Raw genomic sequence first — 21,781 nt, 5'->3', positions numbered from 1 at the left:
ACTGTGAAAGTATTGAACAGTTATGAAGAAAAATAAAAGGAGGATCAATGTTATGCTTACAACATGGACTCCGGCACATATGCCGGAAAAAGAGGAAATCAAAACCCGTCTGCAGACAGCAAGAAGTCAGCTCTATGATTTTCAGATGAAAATCAAGGAACATAAGATCCCGGTAATCGTACTCTTTGAAGGCTGGGGATCTTCCGGCAAGGGAAGTACGATCGGAAAAGTCATTAAGAATATTGATCCGCGTTTCTTTAAGGTTGCCACTATGTCAGCTCCCACAGCAGAAGAACTGAGATATCCATTTCTGTATCGCTATTTTAAACAGATTCCGGAAGCCGGAAAATTTACATTTCTGGATTCCGGCTGGATGGAGCAGACTTGTAAAGACTGTCTGTCGGGCGAGATTGAAGGCGAAGGTTATACACAGCGGATTGACAGCATCCGCCGTTTTGAGCGGCAGCTTACAGATAATGGTTATCTGGTGCTGAAATTCTTTATGCAGATTGACAGGGATGAACAGAAGCGGCGTGAAAAATTACTTCTGGATCATAAAGACACCAGATGGCGTGTGTCAGACTTTGATAAATGGCAGAATGAACATTACAAAAAATGTGCAAAAATATTTTCTCAGTATCTGTCTGACACGAATGCTTCCTCTGCACCATGGTACATCATAGATGCCAGTGACAGAAAATGGGCGGAACTTCAGGTGCTGGAGACTATGGTAAGCAATATTGAAGTTGCCATGCAGAATCAGGCACATTCCGTTCCGATTTTGCAGAATGTATTTCCTCTGGAGCAGATTCCCCGTCTGTCGGATATTGATCTGAGAGATAAAACAATGGATGACGAGGAGTACAGGGGAGAACTGAAACAGCTCCAGAATAAACTGGGGGAACTCCATAATAAACTGTACAGGAGACGTATTCCTGTGATCATCACGTATGAAGGCTGGGATGCGGCAGGCAAAGGAGGTAACATCAAACGTATTACAGAAGCCCTGGATCCCCGGGGCTATGAAGTACATCCAATTGCAAGTCCGGAACCACATGAGAAGGCCAGACATTATTTATGGCGTTTCTGGACAAGACTTCCGAAAAATGGGCATATCGCTATTTTTGACAGAACCTGGTATGGCAGAGTTATGGTAGAACGTCTGGAGGGATTTTGCGGTGAAAATGACTGGAAACGTGCCTACAACGAAATGAATGAGTTTGAGAAAGAACTTAAAGACTGGGGTGCAGTCATTATTAAATTCTGGGTACAGATCGATAAGGATACACAGCTGGAGCGTTTTCAGGAGAGACAGAATAATCCGGAGAAACAATGGAAGATCACAGATGAGGACTGGAGAAACAGAGAGAAATGGGATGCCTATGAAGTGGCTGTCAATGAGATGCTTCAGAAGACAAACACTTCCTTTGCGCCATGGCATGTACTGGAATCTGTTGACAAGAAATATGCCCGTATCAAAGCACTCAGAATTGTGATCTCTGAAATAGAAAAAGCATTAAAAGAAAATTAAATTTTGCGGGAAATGTGTAAATGAATGATAAGATAACAGTCTGCCTGGGTAAGGGCGGGCAAAGAGAAATGGCAGAATCTTTTGCCAGAAAGAACAATGTTCCGATTATGGACAAACCGGGAGAACATCTGACAGTAATGTTTGACTCCCGGGGCGTATCACTTACCGGTTATGGCCTGACATATCAGGGAGATTTTGAAGGAATGCTGCACAGAGTCACAAACGGAAGACTTTCCCATGAAATGCTGGTACGTGCGGTCAAAACTGAGGGAGAACATCTGAAAGCAATTGATGCCACTGCAGGTATGGGGGAGGATGGTTTCCTTCTTGCAGCATATGGCTATGAGGTGACATTATATGAACAGAATCCGGTGATCGCCGCACTTTTGAAGGATGCGCTCCGGCGTGCCAGAAAGCATCCCGTATTAAAAGACATTGCTTCCAGAATGAAACTGGTAGAGGGTGACAGTGTGTCATGTATGGAGAAACTTATGGATCCGGTAGATGTGATCTATCTTGATCCCATGTTCCCGAAGAGACAGAAATCCGGTCTGATAAATAAAAAACTTCAGCTGATCCAGAAACTTGAACCTCCATGTTCTGAGGAAAAAGATCTTTTTGATGCAGCTATCAAAGCCGGACCTTCCAGAATTATCGTAAAACGTCCTCTTAAGAGCGTCTGTCTTGATGGAAGAGAGCCTTCTTATATATTAAAAGGAAAAGCAATACGATATGACTGCTATGTGATGTAGAAGGTTTATCAGTACATTGCAGCAGCCCTTTATTTTTGAGGGCTGCTACAATGTATTTTTTCCCATTCCCGGATAAATTCCATTTGTTCCTGATCGGAGATTTCCTGGGAGGCAGCGTCATTTCCGGCAGCTACACAGCAGAGCAGGACGAAGGTCTGAAAGAGTAAAAATACCAGTATCAATAATAATGCAGTCATAATTTGTCTCCTTAATATTATGCAGATGGTTACAGTTATTTTATGAAATTGCTATAAGGATATTTTTCGGGATTTCTGTAACAGATTCTGTATATGTCTGTTGTTTTGCATATCAGAAGTATCTGCATATCATGGAAGCTTTATACATTTTATTTACAGAAAAACGGAGATATGACAGGAGAAACTGTCGGACACAAAAATATAATCTTCCGAATAATTTAAAGTAAGACGCAAATGTTCATTGTCTTTGCAGCGACCTGATGAACAGTTGCGGTAAGATTTCATTATCCAGATGATTCGGAGGATTTTTTATGAAGAATTCAGATGATTCCGGATATACAGGAAAGCACGTGGGTGTGTGTGTTCTGGATACCGGGATTTTTCCTCATATAGATTTTACAGGGAGAATACTTGCGTTTCAAGATTTCATCGGACATTGTATCAGACCTTATGATGATAATTCTCATGGAACCCATGTATGTGGGATCATTGGCGGTGACGGAAGGGCTTCGGAAGGACGGATCAGAGGAATTGCCCCCGGGTGTAGCCTGATAGTTCTGAAGGTGCTCGACAGAACGGGAAATGGCAGGAAAGAAGATGTTTTACAGGCTTTTCGCTGGATCCTGGAGAATAAGAGATATTATGGGATACGTGTAGTGAATATCTCGGTGGGAACAACCTGCAGGAGAGCAGAAGATCACAGAGTTCTGATTGCGGGTGTGGAACAACTTTGGGATGCAGGTCTGGTGGTAGTGGCTGCGGCAGGAAATCAGGGACCGAAGGCAGGAAGTGTGACAGCACCGGGAAGCAGCCGGAAGATTATCACAGTAGGCTCCAGCGATCTGCTTACAGGACGGACTGCCATATCCGGCAGGGGACCTACATTTGAGTGTGTTTGTAAACCGGATCTGGTTGCACCCGGGAATCATGTTCTTGCCTGTGCACCGGGGGCAGATAACGGATATGGAGTGAAGAGTGGTACTTCTATGTCTACACCTCTGGTTGCAGGGGCAGCCGCATTGATGCTTGAGAAGAATCCGGAGCTGACTAATGTTCAGATTAAGATGAAATTGAAAGAAAGTGCCAGGGATATGGGATTGCCAAAGAATCAGCAGGGATGGGGAGAACTGGATCTGGAACGCTTTATGGAACTGTGATCAGTAATCTTTTATTTCACAAAATTATTGCTTTAGTGTATAAAAGCATTGACGAACGGTCTGTTTTCGGCTATCATGATAGTTAACTGGATGAGAGCCAAAGAGGAGGATTAACATGAAAAAAATTCAGATGCAGACACCACTTGTGGAGATGGATGGAGATGAGATGACCAGAATTCTCTGGAAAATAATCAAAGATGAACTTCTTCTTCCGTATATTGATTTGAACACTGAGTATTATGACCTTGGTCTGGAATACAGAAATGAAACGGATGATCAGGTAACTGTTGATGCAGCAGAGGCTACAAAGAAGTACGGCGTTGCAGTGAAATGTGCAACTATCACTCCTAATAAGGCAAGAATGGAAGAGTATACCTTAAAGAAAATGTACAAGAGTCCTAACGGAACGATTCGTGCAATTCTCGACGGAACTGTTTTTCGTGCCCCAATCGTAGTGAAGGGTATTGAACCATGTGTTAAGAACTGGAAGAAACCGATCACCATCGCACGTCATGCCTATGGTGATGTGTATAAGAACACAGAGATGTATATTGACGGCCCCGGAGATGCTTATCTGGTATTTGAAGGTGCAGACGGACAGCAGAGAAAAGAGCTGATCCATCATTATGAGGGACCGGGTGTGCTTCAGGGTATGCACAATCTGGATGATTCTATCACAAGTTTTGCAAGATGCTGTTTTAATTATGCACTGGATACAAAACAGAATCTGTGGCTTGGTGGCAAGGATACGATCTCCAAGATTTATGACGGACGTTTTAAGGAAATCTTTGCAACTATTTATGAAGATGAGTTTAAGGAGAAATTCGAGGCAGCAGGCATTGAATATTTCTACAGCCTGATCGATGATATCGTAGCTCGTGTCATGAAGGCTGAAGGCGGATTTATCTGGGCCTGCAAGAACTATGATGGAGATGTTATGAGCGATATGGTTTCTTCAGCATTTGGTTCTCTGGCTATGATGACATCTGTACTGGTATCTCCACAGGGATATTACGAATATGAAGCTGCTCATGGAACTGTACAGAGACATTATTATCGCTATCTGAAAGGTGAGGAGACATCTACTAACTCTGTAGCAACTATTTTTGCATGGACCGGAGCTCTGAGAAAAAGAGGTGAGCTGGACGGCAATAAAGAATTGATGGAATTTGCTGATAAACTGGAGAAGGCGACTCTGGAGACGATTGAAAGCGGTAAGATGACAAAAGACCTTGCGCTGATCACTTCTCTTGAGGATGTGACAGTACTGAACAGCAAAGATTTCATCCTTGCCATCAGAGAGAGACTGGATGAAATTTTATAATGTCAGAAATTATCCGGTAATGTTTCTATAACATTATAAAGTTCTCCGGGCAGGATCACACTGCAGCGGAGAAACCTGTAAAAAGTTATAAACTGCGAAAATGGGAAGAACCTGCATTATGCAAGTTCTTCCCATTTTTCATATAATCCTTCTAATTCTTCGGTAATGGCGGCTTTCTCTTTGCTGAGTTTCGCACATTCTGCCACATTTGTGCAGACATCCGGGAGAATCATGGTTTCGTCGATCTCTTTATCTCTGGTCTCAAGTTCTTCAATGCGGGCTTCTACTTTTTTTAGTTCATTCTCTCGTTTTCGCTGGCGGGCCTGTTCTTCTTTCTGCTGCTGCCAGGAAAGCTTGTTATCAGAAGCCTGCTTTGCTTCTGTCACAGCCTGAGCGGCAGCCGGAGCATATTTTTCCGTCAGCTCTTCTTTTTTCTCCAGATAATAGTCGTAATCTCCGATATAATTTACAATTGCCTGATTGGTCAGATCCAGGATCCGGGTAGCTGTCTGGTTGATGAAGTAACGGTCGTGGGAAACATAGAATACTGTTCCTGTGTAACTGTTCAATGCCTCTTCAAGAATCTCTTTTGAAGCGATATCCAGATGGTTGGTGGGCTCATCGAGGATCAGAAAGTTTGCTTCGGACAGCATCAGCTTGGCGAGGGAAACACGACCTCTTTCTCCGCCGGACAGAGCGGAGATCAGTTTGAATACATCATCCCCTGTGAAAAGGAATGCTGCCAGCATATTTCGAATTTCTGTTTCCGTAAGTGTGGGATAAGCATCTGAGATTTCCTCAAAAATAGTTTTCTCCATATGAAGAACATGGTGTTCCTGGTCATAGTAGCCAATCTGTACCTTGGAACCAAGAGTAAATCTGCCGCTGTCTGCATCGATCAGCCCATTGATGATCTTTAACATGGTGGTTTTGCCTGTGCCGTTATTGCCAATCAGGGCTACACGTTCTCCACGTTTGATCTCAAAGGAGATGTCACTGAAAAGTGTCTGTCCGGGAAAAGATTTGGAAAGACTTTCCACAGTAAGGACATCATTTCCGCTGACAAATCTTGGTTCCAGGGAAATGCGCATCTGATTCTGAATCTCCTGTGGTTTATCAATGCGCTGGACTTTATCCAGCATTTTCTCGCGGCTTTCCGCACGTTTGATGGATTTCTCGCGGTTAAAGGATTTCAGCTTGGCAATGACTGCTTCTTGATGTTTGATATCCCGCTGCTGGTTCAGGTAGGCTTTGTACTGGGCGTCACGCAGCTGGGCTTTTTTCAGGGCATAGGCAGAATAGTTGCCACTGTACATACGCATATTTCCTGCTTCGATTTCCACAACTTTTGTTACGACTTTGTCAAGAAAGTAACGGTCGTGGGATACGATAAATACAGCACCCGGGTAATTCAGAAGATAGGTTTCCAGCCAGGAAATACTCTCCATATCCAGATGGTTGGTAGGCTCATCCAGAAGAAGAATGTCAGGGCTGGCAAGAAGCAGTTTACCCAGAGCTACGCGGGTTTTCTGGCCGCCTGAAAGAGTTTCTATCTGGCGTTCGAAATCTTCTTCTGTGAAACCAAGACCTTTTAATACACCCATGATCTCACTTTTGTAAGCGTAACCATTTTCCAGTTCAAACTGGTGACTCAGTCTTGTGTAAGTATTCATCAGGCTGTCCAGAGCATCTCCGGTGGTGGTTTTCATTTCCTGTTCCAGAGAGCGCAGACGGTTCTCCATATCAATAATGTGCTGTTTGGTGGAAATCAGTTCTTCGTAAATGGTATGATGGCCATGAATGTCCTGATACTGGGCAAGGTAGCCGATATTTTTATCTTTGGCAAGTACCACGTTTCCTGAATCCGGGGAGAGCTCATGCATAATGATTCGCAGCAGAGTCGTCTTGCCTGCACCGTTATTGCCGATGAGAGCTGCCTTTTCGCGGTCTTCTATATGGAAACTGGCATCCTTGAGAATGATTTTTTCGCCAAAGGATTTACAGATATTCTGACATGATAAAATCATAGGAATTCCTCCGTTTGTAATTTGTCCGCGTACTATTATAATCGAAAATGCCTGTTTTTGAAAGCATTTTAAGAGATTTTGTCCAGGGAAAAGAAAGCACCGGATGGATGCATGGAAGAAAATATGATATTCCGGGGAATTTTTCAGAATGAAATTGATAAAAAAATACAGAAATATTTGGTCAAAAAGTACAAATTTAATTTGACAATAAAATAACATCTGGGTATAATTGACATAGATAAGCTAAGGAGGGAAAATTTGTGGAAGCTAAGGAAATTTCGAAAGCGGTAATCAAGCGTCTGCCGCGGTACTACCGCTACCTCGGTGAATTGATGGAGGAGAATGTAGAGCGTATATCTTCAAATGATCTTAGCAAGAAGATGCATGTGACGGCTTCCCAGATTCGTCAGGACTTAAATAATTTCGGTGGTTTTGGTCAGCAGGGTTACGGCTATAATGTACGCTATTTGTATACAGAAATCGGTAAGATCCTTGGGCTGGATACTGTACATCCGATGATTATTCTGGGTGCCGGTAATCTGGGACAGGCATTGGCCAATTATGTGGATTTTGAAAAGCGCGGATTTAAGCTGGTTGGTATTTTTGACGTCAATCCTGTACTTGAGGGGATTGCAGTTCGTGGAATTGAGATTCAGATGTTGAGCGATCTTCCTTTGTTTCTGAAGGAGAATGAGGTTGAGATCGCGATCCTGACTCTTCCTAAAAACAAAGCCAAAGAGATGGCAAAGATTTTGATTGATAATGGAATTAAGGCAATCTGGAATTTTGCACATATTGATCTGGATGCCCCGGAGGATGTAATGGTAGAGAACGTACATCTTTCAGAGAGTCTTATGACTTTGTCCTATAACCTGAGTGAGTACAGAAAGGAACATGAAGGTATGTAAGGGATAACTGTGAAACACAAGGCTGTGGTCATCTGATCACAGCTTTTCTCTTGTATGTAAATGTGTTATTGTAAACAGGAGGTGAACAGATGAGAGAGATTGTAACTGCTGTTGAGATGAAAGAACTGGATCATAATACGATTCAGAAAGCCGGGATATCGTCTCCGGTACTTATGGAGAGGGCGGCATTAAAGACGGTTGAGGAGATTGTACAGAGATTAAAGAATAAAGAAAAAGAGAAAATCCTTGTGGTCTGCGGAACCGGCAACAATGGCGGAGACGGATTGGCGATTGCCAGACTGCTTCAGTTGAGAGGAGTCAGAACCTGGTATTATATTGCGGGTAAGGAAGAGAAAATGACTGCTGAAACTGCCGGACAGCTTAAAACAGCAGAATATTATCAGGTGCCCCGGGTGCATAACCTGGATCTGGATGAATATACTACTATAGTAGATGCCATCTTTGGGGTTGGACTGAGCAGACCTGTAGAGGGAAAATATGCAGAGCTTATCAGTACAATGAACCGGGCATCTGCGTATAAAGTAGCTGTGGATATTCCATCCGGGATTGACTCAGATACCGGATTTGAGAAGGGGATTGCATTCCGGGCAGATCTTACGGTTACCTTTGCTTTTCGCAAAAGAGGGCTGTGTTTTTATCCCGGACGCATGTATGGCGGTGAGATCGTTGTTACGGATATCGGAATCTATTCCATACCCGGAAAGAAAATCTGTATGCATCATCTGGAACGTGAAGATTTGAAAATGCTTCCGGAGAGAGTTCCCTATGGAAATAAAGGAACCTTCGGTAAGGTTCTTCTTATAGCTGGCAGCGAAGGAATGTGCGGAGCTGCATATCTGAGTGCAGCAGCTGCTCTGAAAAGCTCTGCGGGAATGGTGAGAATTCAGACCGTGGAGGCCAACAGGATTCCGTTGCAGACACTGTTGCCGGAAGCCATGATCACCTGTGATTTTGATGAGAAAAAAAACCAGGCAATGCTTGACTGGTGTGATGTGCTTGTGATAGGACCGGGTCTTGGAACCGGAGCGCAGAGCAGGGAAAGAGCTCAGTGGTTCCTGGCGAAGGCAGCTGAGTGTAAAAAAACAGTAATTCTGGATGCAGATGGCCTGAATCTTCTGTCAGTCCATGACAACTGGAAGTGTTTTATCGGGGAACATGTGATCCTGACACCTCATATTGGTGAGATGAGTCGTCTGTGCGGAAAAGAAATCGGTAAGATCCAGGATTGTCTGGCACAGACTGCAGCTGATTATGCAAAGGAGTCTGGAGCGGTTTGCGTTCTGAAGGATGCCTGTACTGTGGTGGCAGATGCTTTTGGAGATATGTATTTGAACATTTCGGGTAATGCAGGAATGGCTACAGCGGGAAGTGGAGATGTGTTAAGCGGTGTGCTTGCTGGTATACAGTGTATGTATCTGGCAGCAGAAAAGAAATTTTCTCCTGTTATGCTGGCTGCACTTGGTGTATATGTGCATGGGCTGGCAGGTGATCTGGCTGCTGAAACAGTAGGGCAGCGAGGGATGACCGCAGGAGATATCATCTGTTTTCTGCCGGAAATACTAAGATAGAATATTCATTTTGAGGCAGTAAATCTGTGAAACAATTTGCAGATATTAACATGAAAAAATAACAGAGGAAAATTATTATGAAGAAATATAGCAGAGTAAAAGCAGTCATTTCACTGGATGCAGTAGAACATAATTTCCGGGAAATGAGAAAAAATATTGCAGAAGAGACAAAGATGATCGCAGTCATAAAGGCTGACGCTTATGGACATGGCGCGGTGCCGGTTGCACATCTCATTGAGGATTATGATTATATCTGGGGATTTGCGGCTGCAACTGCGGAAGAAGCGATTCATCTGCGAGAAGCCGGGATTACAAAACCAATCCTGATCCTTGGAATTGTTTTTGATGAATATTTTCCGGAACTTGTCCGTTATGAGATCCGTCCTGCAGTGTGCGAATATGAGGAGGCAAGGAAACTTTCAGACGAAGCGGTTCTGCAGAAAAAAACTGTACATATTCATATTGCTCTGGACACAGGAATGACCAGGATCGGTTTTGCGGATGCACAGGAAAATGTAGAGGAAATTAAAAAAATTTCAGAACTTCCAAATCTTGAGATTGAGGGTATGTTTACTCATTTTGCAAGAGCAGATGAGTATGACAGAAGTCCGGCTATGGTACAATTGGAGCGGTATCTGGATTTTTCAAGGCGCGTAGAAGAGGCAGGAGTAGAAATTCCTCTACATCATTGTTCTAACAGTGCGGGCATCATACGTATGCCGGAAGCAAATCTGAATATTGTCCGCGCCGGAATCACAATTTATGGAATTTATCCTTCTTCTGAGGTGGAGAGAGATATTGTAAAGCTTGAGCCGGTTATGGAACTTAAGAGTCATGTGACTTATGTGAAGGACGTTCCTGCCGGAGCAGCGATCAGCTACGGCGGTACTTATGTGGCTGACAGGAAGCTTCGTGTGGCAACTGTTCCGGTGGGCTATGCAGACGGCTATTCCAGGCAGCTTTCCAATAAAGGCTGGGTTCTGATACATGGACAAAAGGCTCCGATCCTTGGCAGAGTCTGTATGGACCAGTTTATGGTAGATGTGACTGAGATTGGTGATGTGAAGAAGGGCGATGAGGTAACACTGATCGGCAGAGACGGGGATGAGTTTATCGGTATTGAGGAGATTGGTGATCTCTGTGGCAGATTTTCCTATGAGTTTGCCTGTGATATCAGCCCGCGTGTGCCGAGAGTCTATATTAAAAACGGGAAAGAAATATAATGTTACTGTTTGCTGAATAGAGACGAAGTGAGCGATAACTGATTTTTATATACCACGCATGTATACACAAGAAAAAGGTGGAAATACTTTATCTTAACCGGACAGGAAATATCCGGCTGATAACAAGGTTTCTTCTTATGGCAATGTTGTAAATTGAAACCGGAAAGAATCGGAGTGTGAATTGTGTGGTAATTAAAAGAGGGGATATATTTTATGCTGATCTTCGCCCTGTAGTGGGGAGTGAACAGGGTGGAATCCGGCCGGTTCTGATCATTCAGAATAACGTAGGTAACCGGCACAGCCCTACAGTGATCTGTGCTGCTATTACATCAAAAATGAACAAGGCTAAGCTTCCTACACATATTGAGATCAATGCGGAACTCTATGGGATTGAAAAAGATTCTGTGATTTTGCTGGAACAGCTTCGTACTATAGATAAAAGAAGATTAAAAGATAAAGTCTGTCATCTGGATGATGCGATGCTGGATAAGGTGAATCATGCACTTGAGATCAGCCTGGAGCTTACGTTCTGATTTTACTTTTTAAGGGATATATCATCTGATCCGGTATTGCGATTTTTTGGCTTGCATGTCTCGGATAGTAGTGCGTGAACAATAAATGAACAGTAATTTTTGGTATCTCTGTCCGGTCAGTATCTTGACGATTAATGGAGAAAGTGATATATTTTACCAGTAATTACGCATATTCAATAAGGAGGAGACTGAATAATATAATGGAAGATGGCAGTAGTATGCCCCTCTGGGGCTTATTTGTTTTACTGTTACTGTTGTGGTTGAATGGAATCTTTTACGGGTTTGCCGCAGCGCTGAGAAACATAAGTGAGAATGATACACAGAAGAAAGCAGAGGAAGGCGATAAAAAAGCACAGATGCTGATGACTCTGATCGACAAACCGGCGCAGTTTGTCAATGCAATTCCGCTGATCGTAATGGCATGTGGTATTTGTTTTGGTACTTTTCTGGTCCCATATGCTGTGGATGCATTTTATCCATACATAAAGCATGTGCCTGCACTGATCCTGGTAATGGCATTGTGCGTGATTTTTCTTGCTGCAATCGGTATTCTGGCTTTTCGGCGGGTTGGTACTTATCATCCTGAAGCTTATGCATATAAGTATCTGAACCTGGTACATTTCTGGCTGAATCTGTTAAAGCCTTTTACTGTATCTGTCACCTGGATCGCCAGACTGGCAGCAGTGCCTTTTGGTGTGGAGATAAACCGTACAGAAAAGTCTGTCACAGAAGAGGAAATCATTTCCATTGTAGATGAAGCTCATGAACAGGGCGTCATCCAGGAGAATGAGGCGGAAATGATCCAGAATATCATATCTTTTAATGAGACAGAAGCCCATGATATCATGACTCACAGAAAGAATGTGGTGGCCTTTGACGAGGAGATATTGCTCAAGAACATGATTGACACTATGCTGGAAGAGGGGAATTCCCGTTATCCGGTATATGAGGAGAATATTGACAATATCAAAGGAATTGTCCATTATAAAGATGCGCTTAAGTTTATGACACAGAATCCCTGGGCGAAGTTCAAACCGTTGAAGGAACTGCCCGGAATTATCCGCCAGGCATCCCTGATTCCTGAAACAAGGGGGATTGGAGATCTTTTTCATACTATGCAGGCCAGAAAGATCCATATGGCAATTGTTGTGGATGAATATGGCCAGACAGCCGGGATCGTTACCATGGAGGATATTCTGGAGGAGATTGTCGGAGATATTCTGGATGAATATGATGAGGATGAAATTACGATCCGCGCACAGAAAGATAACAGTCTGATCATTGACGGGCTTGCTTATCTGGAGGATGTGGAAGAAGAGTTGGATGCAGATTTTGGGGATACAGAGTTTGAAACACTGAACGGTTATCTGACCAATATTCTGGGACATATTCCTACAGATAAGGATGTTGATACAAGCATAAAAGCGATTGGATACTGCTTTACGATCTTGTCTATTGGTAATAAAACCATTGGCAAGGTTAAGGTGGAGCGGGATAATAATGTTGCTGTATAAACAGCAGCAGATAAAAATAATTAACAAAAGGAGAAAGAAAGATGTCAGGACATTCAAAATTTGCAAACATTAAGCATAAGAAAGAGAAAAACGATGCAAAAAAAGGTAAGATTTTTACAGTAATCGGACGTGAGCTGGTTATGGCTGTCAAAGCAGGCGGTCCGGATCCGAATAATAACAGCAAACTTCGTGATGTAATTGCCAAAGCGAAAGCAAACAACATGCCAAACGATACAATCGAACGTGGTATCAAAAAAGCAGCAGGTGCTGATTCCGCAGACAACTACGAGAAAGCTGTATATGAAGGATATGGTCCGAACGGTGTTGCTATCATTGTTGAGACTCTGACAGACAACAAGAACCGTACAGCAGGTAATGTACGTAATGCATTTACAAAGGGTAACGGAAGCATCGGAACTCAGGGATGTGTATCCTATATGTTTGATCAGAAAGGTCAGATCATTATTGACAAAGAAGAGTGTGAGATGGATGCAGACGAGATTATGATGCTTGCTCTGGATGCCGGTGCTGAGGACTTCAGCGAGGAAGAGGACAGTTATGAGATTCTTACTGCTCCGGATGATTTCAGTGCAGTTCGCGAAGCTCTGGAAAAAGCAGGTCTGCCTATTGCAGAAGCACAGGTTGCCATGATTCCTCAGACTTATGTGGAGCTTACAGATGAGCAGGCACTCAAGGATCTTCAGAGAACTCTGGATCTTCTGGATGATGACGATGATGTCACAGATTACTGGACAAACTGGGATGAGCAGTAAAATACCGCAGGTATATTGAGACTGCCTGTTTTGGGTTATTGCTGTCGGACATGTATAGTTTATAAAAGAAACACACATAATACCTCCATAGAGAAAATGGAGGTATTTTTATGTCTGAAAACAGATATGGAGAAAAAAGAGAAGAGTCTGAAACAGGGATGAAGCTGCAAAACTGTGAGACACAGGAGTCAGAAAATAAAATTCAGGAAAGTACCAATGAGCAGATCAAAGATATGGGACAGGTGGTTTTAAACAGCAATTCCCGAAAACACAAGGTAGAGCTTCTGACCATCATTGGTGAGGTGGAAGGTCATGAGTCTGCACCCTCCCATTCCAAAACTACGAAATATGAGCATGTACTTCCAAAGCTTGCCATCATTGAGGATGATGAAGAAATAGAAGGCTTGCTGATCCTTTTAAACACAGTGGGAGGAGATGTGGAGGCTGGGCTTGCCATTGCAGAGATGATTGCCTCATTAAGTATACCAACAGTGTCACTGGTTCTGGGCGGCGGACATTCTATCGGAGTTCCGATGGCCGTATCTGCGGACTATTCTTTCGCAGTACCAAGTGCTACGATGGTGATCCATCCGGTACGTTCCAATGGTATGTTTATCGGAGTGGCTCAGACTTACCGGAATATGGAGAAAATTCAGGACCGTATCACTACATTTATTTCCGAACACTCCAGAGCATCTCAGAAACGTCTGGAAGAGCTGATGCTTGATACTTCTCAGCTGGTAAAAGATGTAGGAACCATGCTGGAAGGAAAAGAGGCAGTAAAAGAAGGGCTGATCGATGAGGTTGGCGGTATTAAGGAAGCGTTGGCAAAATTATATGAAATGATAGAAAAAGAGTGTTGAAAGTGAAAAAAATCTTATATATGCTACAAATCAACCCTTGCCATATGTCAGATTTTGGCGTATTATTAATAGAGGTTTATTATTTGCGAGGAGGAAAACCATGTATAAGATTTTAAAAGCTGAAACACTGGCAGCTAAGATCCATCTTATGGTTGTACACGCACCGCGTGTTGCAAGCCATTGTCAGCCAGGACAATTTATTATCGTTAAGTTAGATGAGAAGGGTGAGAGAATCCCTCTTACTATCTGTGATTATGATCGTGAAGAAGGTACGGTCACAATCGTATTCCAGGAGATTGGTGTATCTACCATCAAGATGGCAGAATTAAAAGCAGGAGATGCATTCCGCGATTTCGTAGGACCTCTTGGATGTCCTTCTGAATTTGTTGAGGAAGATATCGAAGAATTAAAGAAAAAGAAAATGGTATTTGTTGCCGGCGGTGTTGGTACAGCCCCTGTTTACCCACAGGTAAAATGGCTCCATGAACATGGAATCACAGCAGATGTTATTCTTGGTGCAAAAACTAAGGATATGGTTATCCTTGAGAAAGAACTGGGAGAAGTTTCCAATCTTTATGTTACTACAGATGACGGTTCCTATGGCCGTGCAGGTATGGTTACCAAGACTCTTGAGGATCTGGTAACAAACGAAGGCAAACATTACGATGTCTGTGTAGCGATCGGACCGATGATCATGATGAAATTTGTCTGTCTTCTTACCAAGAAGCTTGGCATTCATACAATTGTCAGCATGAACCCGATCATGGTTGACGGAACAGGTATGTGTGGCGCATGCCGTCTTCAGGTTGGCGATGAGATTAAGTTTGCATGTGTAGACGGACCGGAATTCGACGGACATCTCGTTGATTTCGACCAGGCTATGAAGAGAAGCCAGATGTATAAGACTGAAGAGGGACGTGCATTACTGAAACTTCAGGAAGGTGATACCCATCATGGCGGATGTGGACATTGTGGAGGTGACAAGTAATGGCAGATGCAAAGATGTTAAAGAAAGTTCCTGTAAGAGAACAGGATCCAAAGGTGCGTGCAACAAACTTTGAAGAAGTTTGTCTTGGATACAATCAGGAAGAAGCAATGGAAGAAGCACAGAGATGCTTAGGCTGTAAGAAACCGAAATGTGTGGAAGGCTGTCCTGTATCCATTAATATTCCTGGATTTATTGAAGAGATTAAAGAGGGAAAGATCGAAGAGGCATACAAAGTGATCGGATTATCCTCCGCACTTCCGGCTATCTGTGGACGTGTATGTCCTCAGGAATCCCAGTGTGAGGGTAAATGTATCCGCGGAGTCAAAGGTGAAGCTGTTTCTATCGGTAAACTGGAGAGATTTGTTGCTGACTATGCTCTGGAACATGATATCAAACCTGTTGGAGCAGAAGTTAAGAACGGACATAAAGTTGCAGTGATCGGTTCCGGTCCTTCCGGACTTACCTGTGCAGGTGATCTTGCAAAAGCTGGTTATGATGTAACTGTATTTGAAGCTCTTCATGAACTTGGCGGTGTTCTTGTTTACGGTATTCCGGAGTTCCGTCTTCCGAAACAGAAAGTTGTTAAGAAAGAAATTGAAAAAGTTAAAGAATTAGGTGTTAAATTCGAGACTAATGTTGTTATCGGTAAATCCACAACAATCGATCAGCTGATCGAGGACGAAGGATTTGAAGCTGTATTTATCGGATCAGGTGCCGGACTTCCAATGTTCATGGGTATCCCGGGTGAGAATGCAAGCGGTGTATTCTCTGCCAACGAATATCTTACAAGAAGCAACCTGATGAAAGCTTTTGATGATTCTTATGATACACCGATCGCGGCAGGAAAGAAAGTAGCAGTTGTAGGCGGTGGTAATGTTGCTATGGATGCTGCCAGAACAGCTTTAAGACTTGGTGCTGAAGTACATATCGTATACAGAAGAAGTGAAGCAGAGCTTCCTGCACGAGCAGAGGAAGTTCATCACGCAAAAGAAGAGGGAATCATCTTTGATCTTCTTACTAACCCGAAGGAAATCCTTGTAGATGAGAACGGTCATGTAAAAGGTATGAAGGTTGTCAAGATGGAACTTGGTGAGCCGGATGCTTCCGGAAGACGTCGTCCGGTTGAAATTCCGGGATCTGAATATGACATGGATGTAGATACAGTTATCATGTCTCTTGGTACTTCCCCGAACCCTCTTATCTCTTCTACAACAAAAGGTCTTGAAGTCAATAAGAGAAGATGTATCATTGCTGAAGAAGAAACAGGTAAGACATCTAAAGATGGTGTATATGCCGGCGGTGATGCTGTTACAGGTGCAGCTACTGTTATCCTTGCCATGGGTGCAGGTAAAGCTGGTGCCAAAGGTATCGATGAATATCTTAAAAATAAATAATGTAAATGGTACTTGACAGATTTTGACGTCTGTGGCATGATTACTAGTGTTGATAATCATGAAAAGCTTAGAAGGTGTTTACAGGGATTTATTTTCCGTCAGAGAGAGGAAGCCATCGGCTGGAAGCTGCCTCAGGTTCAGATATTTCCTGAATTTCCCACCGGAGCCGCGTTTCTGAATGACAGTATTTACTGAGTAGGAAATGACGTTACTGCGCGTTAAGCAGACCGAGAGCCTGTAGAAAATGCAGGAAGCAGGGTGGTACCGCGGATATTTTACTCCGTCCCTTTAGTGGGACGGAGTTTTTTGTTTGCCAATTCTGCTATTATAACATGAATTGCGAGAACTGCTTTTGCAACGGAGCGATTTGTGGCTATCAAGTCAGAGTCAGATTTTACGTTACTGTTCATTCTGTTCTCAGTAACGATTTTTCTTCTCTGACATTATGACATAAAGGAGAAAGAGAACATGGATATGAAAGAAAGACTTCAGGAACTGGCTGAAGCAGCCGGAAAACGGATCAGTGAATCCGAAGGTCTGGAAAAACTGAACGAAGTACGTGTGGCATACCTTGGTAAAAAAGGTGAATTGACTGCAATTTTAAAGAGTATGAAAGATGTTGCACCGGAAGAGCGCCCGAAGGTTGGACAGCTTGTAAACGAAACAAGAAGCAAGATAGAAGCACTTCTTGATGAATCTAAACAGAAACTGGAAGAAGCAGCACGTGAAGAGAAGATAAAACAGGAAGTGATTGATGTGACTTTACCTGCAAAGAAAGCTAAAATCGGTCACCGTCACCCGAACACCATCGCCCTGGAAGAAGTAGAACGTATCTTTATTGGTATGGGTTATGAAGTAGTAGAGGGACCGGAGGTAGAGTATGCGGATTACAACTTTACTAAACTGAATATTCCGGAAAATCATCCGGCACGTGATGAACAGGATACTTTCTTTATCAACGATTCTATCCTTCTTCGTTCCCAGACTTCACCGGTTCAGGCACGTACTATGGAGAAAGGAAAGCTGCCGATCCGTATGATCGCACCTGGTCGTGTATTCCGTTCAGATGAAGTAGATGCAACACATTCTCCTTCTTTCCATCAGATCGAAGGTCTTGTTATTGACAAGAACATCACTTTTGCAGATCTTAAGGGAACTTTGCAGGAGTTTGCACAGGAATTATTCGGACCTGAGACAAAAACTAAGTTCAGACCACATCACTTCCCGTTCACAGAGCCAAGCGCAGAGGTGGATGTATCCTGCTTCAAGTGTGGTGGTAAAGGCTGCCGTTTCTGTAAAGGTTCCGGCTGGATTGAAATCCTTGGCTGCGGTATGGTTCATCCGAATGTATTGAGCATGTGCGGAATTGATCCGGAAGAATACACAGGATTCGCATTTGGCGTAGGTCTTGAACGTATTGCACTTCTGAAATATGAGATTGATGACATGAGACTGCTCTATGAGAATGATATCCGTTTCCTGAAACAGTTCTGATGAAATGACTGTCTGAAACAACAGAGCTATGCAGCCAAGAGGAAATTTCTGTCCGGGAAAGCTGCTATAAGTCTGAGCTATAATATAGAAAGAGGATTAACAAAATGAATACTTCATTATCTTGGATTAAAATGTATGTGCCGGATCTTGATGTGACAGCACAGGAATATACAGATGCCATGACACTGACAGGAACAAAAGTGGAAGGCTTTGAAAAACTGGACGCAGATCTGGATAAGATCGTGATCGGTCAGATTGAAAAAATTGAGAAACATCCGGATGCAGATAAACTGATCATCTGCCAGGTGAATATCGGAACAGAGACTGTACAGATCGTTACAGGCGCTCCTAATGTAAAAGAGGGAGATAAGGTTCCTGTTGTTCTTGACGGCGGACGTGTTGCCGGTGGACATGACGGAAAGAAAACACCGGGTGGAATTGAAATCAAAAAAGGAAAACTTCGCGGAATCGATTCCTATGGTATGATGTGTTCCATCGAAGAGCTGGGAAGCACAAGAGAAATGTATCCGGAAGCACCGGAATACGGAATCTATATTTTCCCTGAAGACGCTGTTGTAGGCGAGAGTGCGATCAAGGCACTGGGCCTGGATGATGTTGTCTTTGAATATGAAATCACATCCAATCGTGTTGACTGCTACGGCGTACTGGGAATTGCAAGAGAAGCGGCAGCTACGTTTAATGAGAAATTCTGTCCTCCTGTTGTAGAGTGTAAGGGAAATGATGAAAAAGCTTCTGACTATGTAAAAGTAACGGTAGAAGATTCGAAACTTTGTCCACGTTACTGCGCAAGAGTCGTAAAGAATGTTAAGATCGGACCATCTCCGAAATGGATGCAGAGATGTCTGGCTTCCAATGGAATCCGTCCGATCAATAATCTGGTAGATATTACAAACTATGTAATGGAAGAATTTGGTCAGCCAATGCACGCATATGATCTGGACAGGATTGCAGGAAAAGAAATCGTTGTACGTCGTGCAGAGAATGATGAGAAATTTGTAACGCTGGATGGACAGGAACGTACCATGGATGATCAGGTACTGATGATTTGTGACGGTGAGAAAGCAGTTGGTATTGCCGGTATCATGGGTGGAGAGAATTCTATGATCACAGACGATGTAAAAACTGTTCTTTTCGAGGCTGCATGTTTTGATGGAACAAATATCCGCCTTTCTTCCAAGAGAATCGGTCTGAGAACAGATGCTTCCGGTAAATTCGAAAAAGGTCTTGACCCGAACAATGCGCAGGCAGCTATCGACAGAGCATGCCAGCTGATGGAGGAACTTGGGGCAGGTGAAGTCGTAGGTGGAATGGTAGATATCTGCAATGAAGTAAGAGAACCATCCAGAGTTCCTTTCAAACCGGAGAAGATTAATGCTCTTCTTGGAACTGACCTGACACCGGAAGAAATGCTTGCTTATCTGGCAAAAGTAGAACTGACCTATGACGAAAAAACAAATGAGATCGTAGCTCCTACTTTCCGTCAGGATATCCATTATGTAGCTGATGTTGCAGAAGAAGTTGCAAGATTTTTCGGATATGATAAGATTCCTACTACTCTGCCTACAGGTGAAGCTACAACAGGTAAGCTTCCGTTTAAACTTCGTATTGAAGCAGTGGCACGTGATATTGCGGAATATTGTGGTTTCTCTGAAGGAATGACCTATTCTTTCGAAAGTCCGAAGGTATTTGACAAATTAAGACTTCCGGCTGACAGTAAGCTCCGTCAGGGAATCGTGATCAGCAATCCTCTGGGAGAAGACTACAGTGTCATGAGAACAACTACTTTAAACGGTATGCTCAGTTCTCTGGCTACGAACTATAACAGAAGAAATAAAGATGTACGTCTTTATGAACTTGGTAATGTATATCGTCCGAAAGCACTTCCTCTTACAGAACTTCCGGATGAGCGTATGCACTTTACACTTGGTATGTATGGAAACGGCGATTTCTTTGACATGAAAGGTGTATGTGAAGAGTTCTTTGAGAAAGTAGGAATGAGAGATAAAGTAGATTATGATCCAAACAGCGGAAAAACTTACCTTCATCCCGGAAGACAGGCAAATATGGTTTATGATGGTAAGGTTGTGGGCTATCTGGGAGAGGTTCATCCTCTGGTTGCAGATACTTATGGAATCGGTGATAAGGCATATGTGGCAGTGATTGATATCCTTACGGTTCTTGAATTTGCAAGTTTCAACCATAAATACACAGGAATTGCAAAATATCCTGCAGTAACCCGCGATTTAAGTATGGTCGTTCCGAAAACCGTTCTTGCAGGACAGATTGAACATATTCTGACTCAGAGAGGCGGAAAGATTCTGGAGAGTTATCAGTTATTTGACATTTATGAAGGAAACCAGATTAAAGGAGGATATAAATCCATGGCTTATTCTCTGGTATTCCGTCACCATGACAAGACTCTGGAAGAGAGCGAGATTACAGCTGCAATGAAGAAAATCCTGAATGGCCTGACAGATCTTGGAATCGAGTTGAGAAGTTAATGCTGATTTATGTATTAAGACATGGGATAACTCAGTGGAATAAACTGAAAAAAGTGCAGGGGGCAATGGATATTCCCCTTGCACCGGAAGGAATTGAACTGGCGAAAAGAACAGGAGAAGCATTAAAAGATGTTCCGTTTGATATCTGTTTTACCAGTCCTCTGGCAAGAGCGAGACAGACAGCACATTATGTGCTGGGAAACAGGCAGATTCCTGTTATTGAGGATAAAAGAATCCAGGAAATTGATTTCGGAGTTCTTGAAGGAAGCCGGTTTAAGGATGAACAAGGGAAGATCATCAGCCATGAAATGGAAATTTTCTTTGAAGAGCCACAGAAATTTGAACGTCCTCAAAACGGCGAAAACATTTCTGATATCCTGAAACGCACCAGAGAATTCTGGTTGGAGAAAACGACAGATCCTGCTCTGGCAGACAAAACAATTCTTGTTTCTTCTCATGGATGTGCAGTTCGTGCACTGCTTCAGAATGTCTATCAGGATCCGGAACATTTCTGGCATGGATGTGTGCCTCCAAACTGCAGTATCAATCTGCTTGAAGTAAAAGATGGAAAAGCCAGATTTCTGGAAGAAGATAAAGTTTATTCTGAAATATAACAATTCTGTAAAATAATCCGGTGGAAAACTGTGCTTTGAGTACAGCTTTTCTGCCGGACTTTTAATATATTTTGTTACTGTTTATACACCACTATCCCGAGACATACAAGCCAAAATTCCATTGCCGCAGGCAATCTGGAATGAATTTTGGCTGTTACTGTTCACTGGTAATATCCCGCGAGGTGTTTTTTGTGAGCGAAGGTCACAGAAAACCCGAGATATACCGCGCGAATTTATGCGATTAGCATAAATTCTGTGCATCGCGAAGCGTGTTACTGAGAACGGAGTGAACAGTAACTTTTGGCTACGTTACTGTGAACAGTAACTATATTTTTACTTGTGACAGATATGACGTTGTGATATGATATACGAAAAAGG

17 protein-coding genes and 1 other annotated feature are annotated in these 21,781 nt (G+C 43.0%); of the genes, 16 read left to right on the top strand and 1 reads right to left on the bottom strand.

Annotation, left to right across the window (positions count from 1 at the left end):
• Positions 1–52: 52 nt before the first annotated feature.
• From pap to ACESZG_RS01700, 4 genes are all read left to right on the top strand, one after another.
• Entirely contained in the window at positions 53–1,531 is a 1,479-nt protein-coding gene (gene pap / locus ACESZG_RS01715) for a polyphosphate:AMP phosphotransferase (protein WP_373217422.1), read from the top strand.
• Between the two features lie 20 nt (positions 1,532–1,551).
• Positions 1,552–2,283 (top strand): class I SAM-dependent methyltransferase, encoded by a 732-nt coding sequence (locus tag ACESZG_RS01710; protein ID WP_008703940.1) that lies wholly within the window; start codon positions 1,552–1,554, stop codon positions 2,281–2,283.
• Positions 2,284–2,791: 508 nt separating this feature from the next.
• Positions 2,792–3,637, top strand: coding sequence for a S8 family peptidase (locus tag ACESZG_RS01705; RefSeq protein ID WP_195284634.1), 846 nt, complete (start codon positions 2,792–2,794; stop codon positions 3,635–3,637).
• Positions 3,638–3,752: 115 nt separating this feature from the next.
• Entirely contained in the window at positions 3,753–4,961 is a 1,209-nt protein-coding gene (locus ACESZG_RS01700) for an NADP-dependent isocitrate dehydrogenase (protein ID WP_008703938.1), read from the top strand.
• 116 nt (positions 4,962–5,077) lie between these two features.
• On the opposite strand, the gene ACESZG_RS01695 is transcribed toward ACESZG_RS01700, so the two are convergent.
• Positions 5,078–6,988: an ABC-F family ATP-binding cassette domain-containing protein gene (locus tag ACESZG_RS01695; RefSeq protein WP_062807835.1), complete on the bottom strand. Its 1,911-nt coding sequence runs from the start codon at positions 6,986–6,988 to the stop codon at positions 5,078–5,080.
• A 260-nt stretch (positions 6,989–7,248) separates the two neighbouring features.
• Here ACESZG_RS01695 and ACESZG_RS01690 point away from each other — a divergent pair, with 260 nt between their 5' ends.
• The 12 genes from ACESZG_RS01690 (at position 7,249) to ACESZG_RS01635 (ending at position 21,403) form a co-directional block, all read left to right on the top strand.
• Positions 7,249–7,896 carry a redox-sensing transcriptional repressor Rex gene (locus ACESZG_RS01690; RefSeq protein ID WP_022380002.1) on the top strand — a complete coding sequence of 216 codons (648 nt, stop codon included), beginning with the start codon at positions 7,249–7,251 and terminating at the stop codon, positions 7,894–7,896.
• Between the two features lie 89 nt (positions 7,897–7,985).
• On the top strand, positions 7,986–9,485 hold the full coding sequence (locus tag ACESZG_RS01685) for a bifunctional ADP-dependent NAD(P)H-hydrate dehydratase/NAD(P)H-hydrate epimerase (RefSeq protein WP_022380001.1): 1,500 nt from the start codon (positions 7,986–7,988) through the stop codon (positions 9,483–9,485).
• A gap of 77 nt (positions 9,486–9,562) precedes the next feature.
• Positions 9,563–10,708 carry an alanine racemase gene (gene alr, locus ACESZG_RS01680; protein ID WP_373217419.1) on the top strand — a complete coding sequence of 382 codons (1,146 nt, stop codon included), beginning with the start codon at positions 9,563–9,565 and terminating at the stop codon, positions 10,706–10,708.
• A 185-nt stretch (positions 10,709–10,893) separates the two neighbouring features.
• Positions 10,894–11,241: a type II toxin-antitoxin system PemK/MazF family toxin gene (locus ACESZG_RS01675; protein ID WP_020994045.1), complete on the top strand. Its 348-nt coding sequence runs from the start codon at positions 10,894–10,896 to the stop codon at positions 11,239–11,241.
• A gap of 200 nt (positions 11,242–11,441) precedes the next feature.
• Complete coding sequence (locus tag ACESZG_RS01670; protein ID WP_070100651.1) at positions 11,442–12,755, top strand: hemolysin family protein; 1,314 nt, start codon at positions 11,442–11,444, stop codon at positions 12,753–12,755.
• Positions 12,756–12,796: 41 nt separating this feature from the next.
• Positions 12,797–13,528, top strand: a complete 732-nt coding sequence (locus ACESZG_RS01665; RefSeq protein WP_008703925.1) for a YebC/PmpR family DNA-binding transcriptional regulator — start codon at positions 12,797–12,799, stop codon at positions 13,526–13,528.
• Between the two features lie 110 nt (positions 13,529–13,638).
• Positions 13,639–14,391 carry a ClpP family protease gene (locus ACESZG_RS01660; RefSeq protein WP_118669962.1) on the top strand — a complete coding sequence of 251 codons (753 nt, stop codon included), beginning with the start codon at positions 13,639–13,641 and terminating at the stop codon, positions 14,389–14,391.
• Between the two features lie 100 nt (positions 14,392–14,491).
• Entirely contained in the window at positions 14,492–15,379 is an 888-nt protein-coding gene (locus tag ACESZG_RS01655; protein ID WP_055052424.1) for a sulfide/dihydroorotate dehydrogenase-like FAD/NAD-binding protein, read from the top strand.
• A complete protein-coding gene (gene gltA / locus ACESZG_RS01650; RefSeq protein WP_022379996.1) occupies positions 15,379–16,773 on the top strand; it encodes an NADPH-dependent glutamate synthase in 1,395 nt (464 codons plus the stop codon). Before ACESZG_RS01655 ends, gltA begins: the two co-directional genes overlap by 1 nt.
• A 59-nt stretch (positions 16,774–16,832) precedes the next feature.
• Positions 16,833–17,064, top strand: a binding site (T-box leader).
• A 183-nt stretch (positions 17,065–17,247) separates the two neighbouring features.
• Positions 17,248–18,267: a phenylalanine--tRNA ligase subunit alpha gene (gene pheS / locus ACESZG_RS01645; RefSeq protein WP_161233327.1), complete on the top strand. Its 1,020-nt coding sequence runs from the start codon at positions 17,248–17,250 to the stop codon at positions 18,265–18,267.
• A 104-nt stretch (positions 18,268–18,371) separates the two neighbouring features.
• On the top strand, positions 18,372–20,789 hold the full coding sequence (pheT, locus tag ACESZG_RS01640; RefSeq protein ID WP_161233322.1) for a phenylalanine--tRNA ligase subunit beta: 2,418 nt from the start codon (positions 18,372–18,374) through the stop codon (positions 20,787–20,789).
• Positions 20,789–21,403 (top strand): histidine phosphatase family protein, encoded by a 615-nt coding sequence (locus ACESZG_RS01635; RefSeq protein WP_368210889.1) that lies wholly within the window; start codon positions 20,789–20,791, stop codon positions 21,401–21,403. Before pheT ends, ACESZG_RS01635 begins: the two co-directional genes overlap by 1 nt.
• The last annotated feature ends 378 nt before the right edge of the window (positions 21,404–21,781 follow it).

The organism is Blautia sp. Marseille-P2398, assembly GCF_964240315.1.
GTDB lineage: Bacteria > Bacillota > Clostridia > Lachnospirales > Lachnospiraceae > Blautia_A > Blautia_A wexlerae.
The sequence above is the reverse complement of the archived record's forward strand: the minus strand, read 5'-3'. Positions and strand labels throughout refer to the sequence as shown.